Source organism: Nocardioides sp. Root140 (assembly GCF_001426745.1).
In the GTDB taxonomy this organism is placed as follows: Bacteria; Actinomycetota; Actinomycetes; order Propionibacteriales; family Nocardioidaceae; genus Nocardioides.
On record NZ_LMFI01000011.1, the window covers coordinates 208790 to 221641 of the forward strand.

Annotated in this window: 12 protein-coding genes; 5 read left to right on the forward strand and 7 right to left on the reverse strand. The window is 69.7% G+C overall.

Features of this window, described 5'->3' with window-relative positions:
- The first annotated feature begins 25 nt into the window (after positions 1-25).
- The gene (locus ASD30_RS19570; RefSeq protein ID WP_056686099.1) at positions 26-1336 is read left to right on the forward strand and encodes a threonine/serine ThrE exporter family protein; all 1311 of its coding nucleotides are present in this window, start codon (positions 26-28) and stop codon (positions 1334-1336) included.
- A gap of 93 nt (positions 1337-1429) precedes the next feature.
- On the opposite strand, the gene ASD30_RS19575 is transcribed toward ASD30_RS19570, so the two are convergent.
- From ASD30_RS19575 to ASD30_RS19585, 3 genes are all read right to left on the reverse strand, one after another.
- Positions 1430-1993, reverse strand: a complete 564-nt coding sequence (locus ASD30_RS19575) for a DUF402 domain-containing protein (protein ID WP_056685787.1) — start codon at positions 1991-1993, stop codon at positions 1430-1432.
- Between the two features lie 80 nt (positions 1994-2073).
- Positions 2074-2907, reverse strand: a complete 834-nt coding sequence (locus tag ASD30_RS19580; RefSeq protein WP_056685790.1) for an SDR family NAD(P)-dependent oxidoreductase — start codon at positions 2905-2907, stop codon at positions 2074-2076.
- Complete coding sequence (locus ASD30_RS19585; protein ID WP_056685793.1) at positions 2904-4406, reverse strand: flavin-containing monooxygenase; 1503 nt, start codon at positions 4404-4406, stop codon at positions 2904-2906. Before ASD30_RS19585 ends, ASD30_RS19580 begins: the two co-directional genes overlap by 4 nt.
- Positions 4407-4480: 74 nt before the next feature.
- On the opposite strand from ASD30_RS19585, the gene ASD30_RS19590 reads away from it, so the two are divergent.
- Complete coding sequence (locus tag ASD30_RS19590; protein ID WP_056685796.1) at positions 4481-5080, forward strand: TetR/AcrR family transcriptional regulator; 600 nt, start codon at positions 4481-4483, stop codon at positions 5078-5080.
- On the opposite strand, the gene ASD30_RS19595 is transcribed toward ASD30_RS19590, so the two are convergent.
- The 4 genes from ASD30_RS19595 to ASD30_RS19610 are packed head-to-tail and all read right to left on the reverse strand — an operon-like array spanning position 5007 to position 10356.
- Entirely contained in the window at positions 5007-6251 is a 1245-nt protein-coding gene (locus tag ASD30_RS19595; RefSeq protein WP_056685799.1) for a bifunctional glycosyltransferase family 2/GtrA family protein, read from the reverse strand. The two genes, ASD30_RS19590 and ASD30_RS19595, sit on opposite strands and share 74 nt — an antisense overlap.
- On the reverse strand, positions 6248-8173 hold the full coding sequence (locus tag ASD30_RS19600) for an ArnT family glycosyltransferase (RefSeq protein ID WP_082564011.1): 1926 nt from the start codon (positions 8171-8173) through the stop codon (positions 6248-6250). The genes ASD30_RS19595 and ASD30_RS19600 overlap by 4 nt, the downstream gene beginning before the upstream one ends.
- Before the next feature lie 51 nt (positions 8174-8224).
- Positions 8225-9652, reverse strand: coding sequence for a sensor histidine kinase (locus ASD30_RS19605; protein ID WP_056685805.1), 1428 nt, complete (start codon positions 9650-9652; stop codon positions 8225-8227).
- The gene (locus tag ASD30_RS19610) at positions 9649-10356 is read right to left on the reverse strand and encodes a response regulator transcription factor (protein ID WP_056685808.1); all 708 of its coding nucleotides are present in this window, start codon (positions 10354-10356) and stop codon (positions 9649-9651) included. Before ASD30_RS19610 ends, ASD30_RS19605 begins: the two co-directional genes overlap by 4 nt.
- Positions 10357-10548: 192 nt before the next feature.
- Here ASD30_RS19610 and ASD30_RS26725 point away from each other — a divergent pair, with 192 nt between their 5' ends.
- The 3 genes from ASD30_RS26725 to ASD30_RS19625 all read left to right on the forward strand — a co-directional run bounded on the left by ASD30_RS26725 (position 10549) and on the right by ASD30_RS19625 (position 12832).
- The gene (locus ASD30_RS26725; RefSeq protein WP_056685811.1) at positions 10549-10944 is read left to right on the forward strand and encodes a hypothetical protein; all 396 of its coding nucleotides are present in this window, start codon (positions 10549-10551) and stop codon (positions 10942-10944) included.
- A 191-nt stretch (positions 10945-11135) separates the two neighbouring features.
- Entirely contained in the window at positions 11136-11681 is a 546-nt protein-coding gene (locus ASD30_RS19620; RefSeq protein WP_056685814.1) for a SigE family RNA polymerase sigma factor, read from the forward strand.
- A complete protein-coding gene (locus ASD30_RS19625) occupies positions 11678-12832 on the forward strand; it encodes a hypothetical protein (RefSeq protein WP_056685816.1) in 1155 nt (384 codons plus the stop codon). Before ASD30_RS19620 ends, ASD30_RS19625 begins: the two co-directional genes overlap by 4 nt.
- Positions 12833-12852 lie beyond the last annotated feature (20 nt).

Genomic DNA, 12852 nt, shown 5'->3' on the forward strand with positions numbered 1-12852 from the left:
CGACCCCCGTGAAAGCATGTCGACCATGGCGGAGCCACGCGAGATCGCTCTCACTGTCGACCTGAGCCTGCGCATCGGCGAGATGTTGCTCTCCAACGGCGCGGGTGCGGCCGACGTCACCGCCACCATGCAGTCAGTGGCCTACCACCTGGGCCTGCGCAACCCGATCGTCGACGTGACCTTCACCAGCCTGTCGATGAGCTACCAGCCCGAGCCCGGCGACGTACCCCTGGTGATGATGCGGCAGGTCAAGCAACGCGACATCGACTACGAGGACCTCACCCGCATCGACCACCTGGTGCGTGACCTGCTGGCCGACCGCATCGACCTGGTCGAGGCCCGAGCGACGGTTGCCCGGATCAGCTCGTCGGGCCACGCACGGCATCGTTGGGCGGTGACCGCGGGCACCGGTGTGATGTCGGCCGGCGTCGGCATGATGCTCGGCGGCAACACACTGGTGGTGCTGATCGCCTTCATCGCCGCGGTCCTCATCGACCGCACCCAGATGCTCCTGTCGCGCCAGCGGCTGCCGACGTTCTACCTCCAGGTGGCCGGTGGGGCCGTCGCGACCCTGCTCGCGCTGGCGGCAGCCGCCGCGGAGCTCGACGTCGACCCGTCGGTCGTGGTGACCGCCAACATCATCATGCTGCTCTCCGGCATCGGCTTCATGGGCGGACTCCAGGACGCACTCTCCGGCTTCTACGTCACGAGCAACGCCCGGATGACCGAGGCGTTGCTCTCCACCGCCGGCATCATCGCGGGGGTCAGTGGCGGCCTGGCGCTGGGTGACGTGGTCGGCGTCGACATCGGACGCCTCGAGCCCGGTCGCGGCGGCCTCACCACTCTCGCGACGATGTCCGTCGGGGCAGCCGTCGCAGCTGCGGCCTTCGCGTTCAGTGCCTATTCGCCCAAGCGCATCCTCGCCCCGATCGGCCTCATCGCCGGCGTCGCGCTCGCGATCACCTATGGCATCGAGGGTGCCGGCTTCGGGCGCACGTGGTCGGTGGCGGCGGCCGCCCTGTTCATCGGTCTCGTCAGCTACTCGGTCTCGGGTCGGGTCAAGGTGCCACCGCTGGTCGTGGTGGTCTCGGCGATCGTGCCGCTGCTGCCCGGCCTCTCGATCTACCGCGGACTCTCACTGATGGCCGAGGGCGGCGAGACCTCGCGGGGACTGGTGGCGATCATCACCGCGGCCTCGGTGGCGATCGCCCTGGCCTCCGGCGTGATCCTGGGCGAATACATCGCCCAGCCGCTCAAGCGTGAGGCCCGCAAGCTCGAGGGTCGTCTCTCCGGCCCGCGCCTGGTCGGTCCCTTCCGCGCCCGCAGCAAGCGCTGACCTGTCGCCAGTTCGTGCCGACCTGTCGTGAGTTCTTGCTGACCCGTCGTCAGTTCGGTGGCCAACCAGAATTCACGACGGGTCGATCCGAACTCACGACAGGCCGTCCAACATGGCCCGCCAGGCTGCGGCGGTCGGGCCGTCGTACGGCGCCACCTGCCCGAGCACTGCGGCGTGTACGGCGGCACAGTTGGCCAGCGCCAGCTCGATGACCTCGTCGGGATAGCCCAGGGCCACCCGGTGCTCGGCGAACTCGTCCTCGTCGTCGATCCACGTGCGACCGCTGAACGCCCGCACCACGTCGAGGTCGAGGTCGACCGAGCGGACCGTCGTACCGTCCCAGACCGGCTGGGTGGCGATGTCGACGTACACCTCGACCGGGAAGGCGGGCTCGAACCCGGCGCCGGTGCCGTCGGCGCGACGTGCGTGGAACGTCGCGAACCAACCGCTCTGCGAGAGATCGCCGGTGGTCGGGGCGAGGCAGACCTGGTCGACGGCCGACAGCATCTCGACGCCCGGCCGGGCCATGCGGGTGCCGGCCGGGACGCCCAGCCAGTCACCGTGCTCGTCGCGACCGAGGTAGTGCGCTCGGTAGGCCCAGTGCGGACGGTCGCGCCACTTGGTCATCGCGACATCGATCGGGTCCCCGAACTCCATCCGCCATTCCTAGCACGCACGACGTCCTGCGTTCCGGCTGTCGGAGCAACCGGAACGCAGGACGTCGTGAAGATCGAGCGTTACTTCTTGGCGGGGATCACGCGCTTCGACGTCAGCGCCACGATGTCCTGGTAGCGCGACCCGGTGACCTTGGCGAAGTGGTGCAGGAGGTGCGCGTCGATGCCGACGAGCTGGCGCGCCTTCCCCTTCATGCCCGCGGCGAGGATGATCGCGGCGGCCTTGTCGGCCGGCATCCGGGCCAGCTTCTCCTCGAAGAGCCGGTCGATCGTGCTGCCGTCCTGGCCGGCGGTCTTGCGACCGTTGCGCGAGATGCCGGTCTTGATCCCTCCGGGGTGGATGCAGGTCACCGTGACCGGGTGCTTGTTGACCAGCATCTCCTCGCGCAGTGCCTCGGTGAAGCCGCGGACGGCGTACTTGGTCGCGTTGTACGCCGACTGGCCGGGCATCGAGATCAGGCCGAACAGGCTGGAGATGTTGATCAGTGCGCCGTCGCGCGAGGCGATCAGGTGGGGGAGGAACTCCTTGGTGCCGTTGACGACGCCGTTGAAGTTGACCCCGACGATCCAGTCGAACTCCTCGTAGGTCATGTCCTCGAAGTCGCCGGTCATCGTGACGCCGGCGTTGTTGACCACGACGTTCACGACGCCGAACTGCTCGACGACGGCCGCGGCCCAGGTGGCCATCGCGGCGCGGTCGGACACGTCGACCACGTCGGAGCGCAGGTCGGTGGCGCCCTGCTCCTTCAGCAGCTGGACCGTGCCCTCGAGGCCGTCGGGGTTCCAGTCGGAGACGGCGACCCTGGCGCCCTTGCCGGCAGCCAGCAGCGCGAGCTCGCGGCCCATGCCGGACCCGGCCCCACTGATCACGACGACCTTGTTCTCGAGCGACTTCATGCGGACACCTTCTTCTTGGAGGGGGTGGGCGAGGAGGCGGTCACGTCGTACGACGCTACGTCGAACCGCGCGAGCAGTCGACGGAAGGTGAACGTGGTGCGTGGCCAGAGGGTGGTGTTGCGGCCTTCGTCGTCGAGGTACCAGCTGGCGCAGCCGCCGGTGTTCCACACCGTCTTCTTCAGGCGCCGCTGGAGGTCGTCGTTCCACGCATCCTGTACGTCGGGGCGGGGCTCGACGCTGGCGTAGCCCTCGCGCTCCATCGTGCGGATCGCATCGCGGATGTAGGCGATCTGCGACTCGATGACGAACACCATGCTCGAGTGGCCGAGGCCGGTGTTGGGTCCGACGATCTGGAACAGGTTGGGGAAGCCGTGCACGGTGGTGCCCTTGTAGGCGACCATGCCGGTGTCGCGCCAGGTCTCGGCGAGCGTCGCGCCGGTGCGACCGGTGATGGCCTCGGCGATCGGCTGCTCGGTGGTGAAGAACCCGGTGGCCACGACGAGTACGTCGATGGGGCGCTCGACGCCGTCCGAGGTGACGACGGCGTCGCCGGTGATCTTGGAGATGCCGTCGGTGACCACCTCGACGTTGTCGGAGGCCAGTGCGGGGTAGTAGGTGTTGGAGATCAGGATGCGCTTGCAGCCGATCTCGTAGTCGGGCGTCACCTTGGCGCGCAGCTCGGGGTCCTTGATCCCGCGGGCGAGGTTGGTGAGGGCCATCTGCTTCGCGGGCCAGGCCAGCTTGGGCTCGAGGGTGAAGCCGGGCACGTAGAGCTCGCGACCCCAGTAGATCGCCGTGCGGTAGGCCTTCTGCACGAGCGGCAGATGACGGAAGGCGAGCTTCTCGAAGCCGGTGTAGCGCCGGTCGTTGCGCGGGATGACGTACGGCGCGGTGCGCTGGTAGACGTCGAGGTGGCCCACGACCTTCTGCAGCTCGGGGACGATCTGGATCGCCGAGGCGCCGGTGCCGATGACCGCGACGCGCTTGCCGGTCAGGTCGATGTCGTGGTTCCACCGGGCCGAGTGGAAGACCTCGCCCTGGAAGCCCTCGATGCCGTCGATGTCGGGGAGCCGGGGTTCGGAGAGGCCGCCGGCGCCGGAGATCAGGTTGGTCGCCGTGACCTCGCTGCCGTCGGAGAGCCTGACCTGCCACTGCTGCGCGTCGTCGTCCCACACGGCCTTCTCGAGGGCGACCTCGAAGCGGAAGCGGTCGAGCACGCCGGACTCGTCGGCCACCCGCCGGATGTAGGCCTGGATCTCGGGCTGCGGCGAGAAGGACATCGACCAGTCGGGGTTGGGCGTGAACGAGTAGCTGTAGAGCTGGCTCGGTACGTCGCACGCGGCGCCGGGGTAGTCGTTGGCACGCCAGGTGCCGCCGACGTCGGAGCCCTTCTCGACGACGAGGAAGTCGGATTCGTTGTCCTCGTCGAGCTTGACGGCCATGCCGAGGCCGGCGAAGCCGGCGCCGACGACGAGGTGCTTGACGGTGGTCGTGGTCATGCCAAGTGACGGTACGCGGCTTACTGAACAACCGTCAATAGCCCTGTTGAAAAGAATTCAGTAGGGTGGGGCGCATGACCAGCACCCCGCGGATCCGGCTCAACCGGGAGACCCGCCGCGAGCAGCTGCTCGACCTCGGGGTCACCCTGCTCGCGACACGTTCGCTCGATGAGCTCTCGATCGAGATCCTCGCCGAGGAGGCCGGCATCTCGCGCGGGCTGCTCTACCACTACTTCGGCAACAAGCACGACTTCCACGAGGCCGTCGTACGCCGTGCCGCCGACGAGCTGATCGCCCAGACCGCGCCGCCGGGTGAGGGGGAGCCGCTCGAACGGCTGTTGGCCTCGATGGCGGCCTACCTCGACTATGTCGTGGCCAACTACGAGGGCTACCTCTCGCTGGTCAAGGGTGCGGCCGCCGGCACCGCGTCGATCCGCGCGATCTACGACGAGGCGCGCAGGGCGCTGACCGACCGGCTCTTCGACGAGGACGCCGAGGGCATGATCCTGCCCGACACTCCCGCGACGCGTCTGATGGTGCACGCCTGGTCGGCCTTCGCCGAAGACGTGGCACTCACCTGGGCGGAGAACCCCGACGGGGTCAGCCGCGACGAGGTGCTCGAACTGCTCGCCGGGTCACTGCCGGCCCTGGTCGAGGTCGTCCAGCCGTCCTGAGTCGCGGCGCGAACATCCACAGCCGCATCGCCAGGAAGCGCATCACGGTCACCACGAGGTTCGCGATCGTGAGTACGACGACCTCGGCGCGATGCGACGCGGTCGGCTCCACCGCCTCGAGCAGCCACAGCGACCCACTGGTCATCGCCAGCCCGACGCCGAACACCGCGAGCCCCTGGGCATGGTGCCGCAGGTGTCCGCCGCCGCTGACCGCGAACGTGAAGCGACGGTTGGCCGCCGTGTTGCCGATCGCGGTGACCAACAACGCCAGCGCGTTGGCCCACAAGCCGGGCATCCACTGGCGAAACCCCAGATAGAGAACGGCATAGGCCAACGTGCTCAGCACACCGACGGCAGCGAACAACGCCACCTGAGTACCCGGTCGACCCTGGGCGCGAGCCGTGCCGAGCTGGGCGCGCACCGCCTCCATCGGCAGCCGGCCGGTCGCCAGCGACCACGCCAACCGCCGGATGCCGCGCAGGTCGTCGAGCGCCGTGCGTACGACGTCCACGCGCGAGTCCGGGTCGTCGACCCAGTCGACCGGCACCTCGTGGATGCGCAGCCCCGAGCGCTCAGCCAGCACCAGCAGCTCGGTGTCGAAGAACCACGTGTCGTCCTCCACCAACGGCAGCAGCACCTCGGCGACGTCGCGCCGCAGCGCCTTGAAGCCGCACTGTGCGTCGCGGAACCGGGCCCGCAGCGTGGAGCGAAGGATCACGTTGTAGGAGCGGGAGACCAGCTCCCGCCGCGGACCCCTTGTGACCCGTGCCCCGCGGGAGAGACGGGAGCCGATCGCGACGTCGGAGTGCCCGCTGATCAAGGGGGCCACCAGCGGCAGCACGGCGTTGAGGTCGGTCGAGAGGTCGACGTCCATGTAGGCGAGCACGTCGGCCTGCGACTCGCGCCAGACCTGCTTGAGCGCACGGCCCCGGCCCTTCTCGGCGAGCGTCACGACCCGCACGCCGTCGTACTCATGGGCGAGTCGGCGGGCCACCAGGGGAGTGGCGTCGGTGGAGGCGTTGTCGGCGATGGTGACCTGCCACGTCCACGGCAGCTCGGCCAGGTGGCGGGTCAGCATGGCGACGGCCCGGGGGAGGGCGACCTCCTCGTTGTGGACCGGGATCACCACCTCGAGCACGGGTGCCGGCTCGAGGGCTTCGACGGCACTCACGCGACGCCTTCGGAGAGGTCGTAGAGCGTGACCCCGTCGACGGTCTGTGCGGTGAAGTTCTCCTGCACCCACTGCGAGATCTCGGACGACGCGCCGGAGCCGCCCATGCCTCCCCCGGCGATGTACCAGTGGACCTCGCCGTCGGCGACGTACTCCTGGAACTGCGCCAGCGTCGGGCTCGGGTCGCTGCCGTTGAAGCCGCCGATCGCCATCACCGGTTCCTCCGTGGCCAGCTGGTAGCCGGAGGCCGCGTTGGATCCGGACGCCGCGGCCACCCAGGTGAAGGCGTCGGAGTTCTGCAGCAGCAGCTCGGTCAGCGCGGTCGAGGGGTCGCTGCCGTTGAGCAGGCTGCCGGTGCCGGTGCCGCCCGGGCCACCCGCCCCGCCCGGGCGTGCGCCACCCATGCCGCCCATGCCAGCCATACCGCCCGTGCCGCTCGGCCCGGCGCTCGGGATCGAGCCGGTGTGCGGCGTCGCCGCGGTGGCGAGGGAGAACGCGAACGGCCCGGCGAGGACGGCGACCAGTGCGCCGGCCGCGACCACGACGGCCACCCTTTGCGGGAGGATGCGTACGACGCCCAGCATCAGCGCGCAGGCCAGGCCGACGGTGACCACGACGTACTTCAACCAGGGGTGCCAGTCGCCGGCCCGGTCGAGCAGCACGAACGCCCAGGCGCTGGTGAGGGCGGTGACGAAGGCGAGGACCCCCGAGACGACGAGCGACTCGCGCTTCTGCCACAGCCCGTGCAGGGCGATGGCGACGACTGCCGCGACCGCCGGGGCCAGGGCGACCGTGTAGTAGGCGTGGAAGATGCCGGCCATGTAGCTGAACGTCAGCCAGGTGACCACGAGCCAGCCCATCCAGAGGGTGAGACCGGCCCGGGCCCGGCGTCCGGCGACTCCGTTCTTCCGGGAGAACCAGAGCCCGGCGATGCCGAGGACGAGCGCGGCCGGCAGCAGCCAGGAGGCCTGGCCGCCGATCTCGGAGTTGAACATCCGCCAGAAGCCGGTCTCTCCCCAGCCGTTGCCGCCGCCGACCGAACCGGTCTCGTCGCCGGTCAGCCGGCCGAAGCCGTTGTAGCCCAGGGTCAGCTCGAGGATCGAGTTGTCCTGCGAGCCGCCGATGTAGGGCCGCGACGACGCCGGCCAGAGCTCGACGACCGCGATCCACCAGCCGGCGGCGAGGATCATCGACCCGAGGGCGACCAGCAGGTGGCCGATGCGACGGCGCCACGGCACCACGGCGAAGAGCGCGTACGCCGCCGCAAGTGCCGGCAGCACCAGGAAGGCCTGCAGCATCTTGGTGAGGAAGGCGAGCCCGACCAGTGCCCCGCCGAGGGCCAACCACCGCATGGCGCGCGGTGATTCGAGGGCTCGGACGGTTGCGTGGATCGAGCCGATCAGCAGGAGCACGAGCATCGCGTCGGGGTTGTCGAAGCGGAACATCAGCACCGCCACCGGGGTCAACGCCAGGATCGCCCCGGCCAGCAGTCCGGCCCCCACCGATCCCGTCGTACGGCGCACGGTGGCGTGCAGCAGGGCCACGGAGCCGACGCCGATCAGCGCCTGGGGAACCAGCAGGCTCCACGACGACAGCCCGAAGATGCGGATGGAGAGTGCCATCGGCCACAGGGACAGGGGCGTCTTGTCGACGGTGATCGAGTTGGCGGCGTCGGAGGAGCCGAAGAGGAACGCCTTCCACGACTCCGAGCCGGCCTGCGCCGCGGCGGCGTAGAACGAGTTCGCCCACCCGGACTCCGACAGGCCCCACAGGTAGAGCACGGCCGTGCCGAGCAGCAACCCGGCCAGGGCCGCCCGCTCCCACACGGGTCGGGGGACGGCGCGGGGAGCGGGCGGTCCTGGCCGGGCTGGTGTCCCCGGGTCAGGTGGTCGTACGACGGGCAGCAGGGTCTGGGTGTCCATGCCGCAACATTCGGCGGCTCGGCTGGGTCAGCCGTGGGTGGAACCTGTCCCTCACCTGTGAGTCGGGAACCTCAACGTGAACCGGGTCTCGCCGGGCCGGCTGGACAGCTCGACCGTGCCGCCGTGGGCCTCCATGATCGCCTTGACCAGCGAGAGGCCGAGGCCCACGCCGCCCGCGCGGTTGCGGGCCTCGTCGCCGCGGACGAAACGCTCGAACGCGGTGTCGGCCAGCTCCGGCGCGAACCCCGGGCCGTCGTCCATGATCGTGATCTCACCGGGCCGGGCGCGGGCCGTGACCGTCGTGTCGGCGGGGGTGTACTTGCGGGCGTTGGTGAGCAGGTTGGTCACCACCTGGTGCAGCCGCTGCTCGTCGCCCAGCACGGTGACGCTCTCGGCGGGAAGGTCGAGCCGCCACTGATGGGTGGGGGAGAGCACGCGGGCATCGGCCACCGCCTCGAGCAGCAGGCGGGTCAGGTCGACCGGGGCGGAGTCGAGCGGGCGTCCCGAGTCGAGTCGGGCCAGCAGCAGGAGGTCCTCGACCAGCGTGGTCATCCGGCCGGACTCGGCCTCCACCTTGTCGAGCGCGGCGAGCACGCCCGCCGCGTCGTCCGGTCGGCGCCGGGCCAGCTCGGCGTACCCCTTGATGGTGGCCAGTGGCGTGCGCAGCTCGTGCGAGGCGTCGCCGACGAACTGGCGGACCTGCTGCTCGCTGCGGTGCCGGGCATCGAGGCTCGACTCCACGTGGGCGAGCAGCGTGTTCAGGGCTGCTCCCACGCGGCCGACCTCGGTGCGCTCGTCGGTCAGATGCTCGGGCACCCGGTCGGTGAGGTCGATCTCGCCGGATGCCAGCGGCTGCTCGGCCACCCGGTGGGCGGTGTCGGCGACGTCGTTGAGCGGCTGCAGCTGCCGGCGTACGACGAAGCTGCCGGCTGTCGCCGCGAGGAGTACGCCGAGCACGGTGGCCAGCATCTCCCACTGCACCAGGTCGCTCAGGGTGCCGTCCACCTCCTCCGTCGTCATCCCGACCAGCACGCGCTCGCCGTCCCTGGTGGTCTTCGCGAGTACGCGGTAGCGGGGCAGGTCGGGCACGTTCAGGGTTTCGGGGGAGTCGTCGGTGACATCGGCGAACGCGGCGAGCTGCTCGTCGGACAGGGTGACGGCCGCACCGAAGGTTGCGCCGTTCACCTCGACGACCACGGTTCCGCGCGTCCACCCCGCCCCGGTGCCCTGCAGGGTGATCGTGCCGAGCGGGGGACCGATTCGTTCCCCGTCGGGGAGGGGGCCCGCAGTCTGGCCGGCCGGGACTCGGGGCGCGTCGGACACGCGGTCCAACGTGGTCCGGATCTCCTTGTCCAGTTGGGCGTTGAGGTTTGCCCGCATCGCCAGCGTCGTCGCCGTGGCGATCAGGATGCTGGTCACCGCGACCAGCAGCACCGCGATGCCGACCAGTCGCCAGGTCAGGCTGCGCCAGCGCATCATGCCGGCTTCAGGACGTAGCCGGCGCCGCGCATCGTGTGGATCATCGGCTCCCGGCCGGCGTCGATCTTCTTGCGCAGGTAGGAGATGTAGAGCTCGACCACGTTGGCCTGGCCGCCGAAGTCGTAGTTCCACACCCGGTCCAGGATCTGCGCCTTGCTCAGCACCCTGCGTGGGTTGCGCATCAGGAAGCGCAGCAGCTCGAACTCCGTCGCGGTCAACGAGACCTCGTCCTTGCCGCGGCGTACCTCGTGGCTGTCCTCGTCGAGGGTGAGGTCGCCGACGGTGAGCACGTTGTCCTGCTGCGCGTTCAATGCCCCGGCCCGCCGCATCAGGGCACGCAGCCGGGCCACCACCTCCTCGAGGGAGAACGGCTTGGTGACGTAGTCGTCGCCGCCCGCGGTCAGGCCGGCGATGCGGTCCTCGACGGCGTCGCGCGCGGTCAGGAACAGCACCGGTACGTCGGGATCGGTGCCGCGCATCCGTTTGAGCACCTCGAGGCCGTCGAAGTCGGGGAGCATCATGTCGAGCACCACCGCGTCGGGGCGGAAGGCCTTCGACTCGGCCACCGCCTTGCTGCCGGTGTGGGCCTGGCGTACGTCGAGTCCCTCGTAGCGCAGCGCCATCGCGAGCAGCTCGGCGATGTTGACCTCGTCGTCGACGACGAGCACGCGCAAGGGGGATCCGTCAGGTCTGGTGAGCTCCATGGTGACCAACCTCTCGCGCGCCGATGGGCAGAGTCTGTCAGGTTCCTGTGGGCTCCCTGTGAGCGCTACGACAACCTGCCGGCCTGTCGCTGGTTGAGGAGGTTGCGCAGCAACCGTCTCGAAACCACCGACACAGGTTGGCTTCATCGCCCACACAGCCTCCGCACAGGTGCCCGGCGCACGCTCGGAGACATGACTGACGAGAACCAGAACCCCGATGTGTCCGGGTCGGCCGCCGTACCCGCCGAGCGGAGGCCGTGGAACGACCGCGTGCTCGGCTACCGGGGCGTGGCGGCGGTGGCCCTGGCCAGCGTGATCCTCGGTGGCGCGGGCGGTGCGGCGCTCGGTGCGATCAGCAACGGATCCGACGACGGACGCGGAGGGATGCGCGGTCCGGGCGGCAATGGCCCCGGCACCTTCCAGCAGATGCCCGGCAAGAACGGCCAGGGCAGCCAGAACGGCCAGGGCAGCCAGAACGGCCAGAACCAACGGAACCAGCAGGGCACCGGGCAGGATGACGGGTCCGACCGGCTGGCACCGCCCGATCAGACCCAGGACTCCGGCGGCCAGGACAGCACCGACTCCTGAGCGGCACATCCGGCACCGATTCCGACGCCGATTCCGACGCCGAACCGTGCCGGATGTGCCTCTCGGCGGGCCCGGGCCGAGTCGTTGCCAGCCCCCACACCTGAAAAGAGGCAGGATCTCTCGCGATCCACCCAACCGATGTGGCCTGCGCTCGGTCATAGGGGTGACAACGTTCGACGGGGAGGACGGGGATGACCTCGAGCAAGGCGCGGCGCGACGCGGAGTTCAGCGACTTCGTGGCCAGCCGACGTGACCGCCTGCGCCGGTTGGCGTACCTGCTGTGCGGTGATGACAGTCGGGCCGAGGACATCGTGCAGGCCGCGCTCACCAAGGTCTACGTCGCGTGGTCGCGGGTGCGCAGGGCCGACTCGGTCGACGCCTACGTACGGCGGGCCGTGGTCAACGCCCACCTGACCGAAGTGACCCGCCCCTGGCAGCGGGAGCGCCCGGGGCTCGAGCCCGAGACCGAGGCCGGGTCGCGCTCGGAGTCCAGGACCGGGGTCGGCGCCGAGCGTGAGTCCGACGACGACCTCTGGACGGCGCTGGGTGCGCTACCACCAGGACAACGTCGCGTCGTGGTGCTGCGTCACTACTGGGGAATGTCGGTCGACGAGACCGCGGCCGACCTGGGCATCAGCGCCGGCACGGTCAAGAGCCAGACCTCTGACGCCCTGGCCCGATTGCGGGTCACCCTGACGCCGGAGCGTTCCGATGAGCGAGAGGCAGAGCTGCCATGAACATCGACGAGCTCGAGGGCCGGCTCGACCGCCTCTCCGACCCGGTCGGCCAGATCGGGGTCGCCCCCGCAGACGACGTACGACGCGGGCACAAGGCACTGCGTCGGCACCGGACGGCGCAGGTCGGGGCCGTGGCCGTTGCCGTCGCGATCGTGGGCACCGGCACGGCACTTCTCGTCGGTCGCGACGACCCGCAGCCGGCGGGCACCGCGTCGGTGCTCGAACCGCTCACCTGGGACTCACTTCAACCGGGCTACGTCAATTTGGTGTTTCCCGGCGATCGCCCGTTGCAGGTTGAGCTCGACGCAAACTCGGTGCCGCTGCTGCACGAGGTGATCAACGACCTTGATCCACACGGCGAGCACGTCCGACCGCCCGGCTCGTCGACGGAGTCCACGGTCAAGGCTGGTGTGCCTGTTCATGTGGTGCCGGCGTTCGGCTGGGACGGCGCCACCGACGACGTCTGGTTCCGGCTCAGTGCCTCGAAGGCCGCAGCCAGGAAAGAGATTCCTTGGTTCTGCGCAGATGGCGGTTGCCAGGAGAAGACCGTCGCCGGACAGCGGGTGACGATCAGCGACGACGCAGCGCCCATCTGGGGGTTCCGGCAAGAAGACGGCGAATACGTCATGTTCGAACCGGGTTTCCTGCCCGACGCGATCAGCCCCGCGAGGTTCGTCGAGGCGCTTGCTGATCTCGACCTTCCCGACCAGGATCTGACGCCGCAGAAGCCCTTGACCTCCGCGGAGTCGCGGGCCCTGAAGATCACCAGAGATCATCTCGAAGTCGACGGTGCCGCTCTGAGGGGCCTTGAGGTCGACGACGGTGAACTGGTCGGCCGCCTGGTCCGCGGCGACGTCTCCACCACGGTCGGTGTCGGATTCGTCGCGCGGCGGTCGATCTCTTCCGAGGACGACTCCTCGTGCAACCCCGAGGACTACACGACCTGCGGCGACCGCACGGTGGGCGGCCACAAGGTGCACCTCATGTGGGAGTACGCCGCCGAGGGCGCCAACGTCGTGGTGCAGTTCAACGGCACGAAACAACGGGTCTGGGTCCGGGTTCCCTATTCGGGCAGGCCCGGCACCGGCGCACCCGTGATCAAGATGGAGGCCCTGGCAGGCCTGCTCACCGATCACCGCTGGCAGCGGTGAGACCCGAAGCACTCAGTTCA

Excerpts from the sequence above, each read along its gene's own strand:
- ASD30_RS19610 (WP_056685808.1), bottom strand. The coding sequence starts at position 10,356 with ATGGAGCTCACCAGACCTGACGGATCCCCCTTGCGCGTGCTCGTCGTC.
- ASD30_RS19590 (WP_056685796.1), top strand. The coding sequence starts at position 4,481 with ATGACCAGCACCCCGCGGATCCGGCTCAACCGGGAGACCCGCCGCGAG.
- ASD30_RS26725 (WP_056685811.1), top strand. The coding sequence starts at position 10,549 with ATGACTGACGAGAACCAGAACCCCGATGTGTCCGGGTCGGCCGCCGTA.
- ASD30_RS19575 (WP_056685787.1), bottom strand. The coding sequence starts at position 1,993 with ATGGAGTTCGGGGACCCGATCGATGTCGCGATGACCAAGTGGCGCGAC.
- ASD30_RS19600 (WP_082564011.1), bottom strand. The coding sequence starts at position 8,173 with ATGGACACCCAGACCCTGCTGCCCGTCGTACGACCACCTGACCCGGGG.
- ASD30_RS19605 (WP_056685805.1), bottom strand. The coding sequence starts at position 9,652 with ATGATGCGCTGGCGCAGCCTGACCTGGCGACTGGTCGGCATCGCGGTG.
- ASD30_RS19570 (WP_056686099.1), top strand. The coding sequence starts at position 26 with ATGGCGGAGCCACGCGAGATCGCTCTCACTGTCGACCTGAGCCTGCGC.
- ASD30_RS19620 (WP_056685814.1), top strand. The coding sequence starts at position 11,136 with ATGACCTCGAGCAAGGCGCGGCGCGACGCGGAGTTCAGCGACTTCGTG.
- ASD30_RS19580 (WP_056685790.1), bottom strand. The coding sequence starts at position 2,907 with ATGAAGTCGCTCGAGAACAAGGTCGTCGTGATCAGTGGGGCCGGGTCC.
- ASD30_RS19585 (WP_056685793.1), bottom strand. The coding sequence starts at position 4,406 with ATGACCACGACCACCGTCAAGCACCTCGTCGTCGGCGCCGGCTTCGCC.
- ASD30_RS19625 (WP_056685816.1), top strand. The coding sequence starts at position 11,678 with ATGAACATCGACGAGCTCGAGGGCCGGCTCGACCGCCTCTCCGACCCG.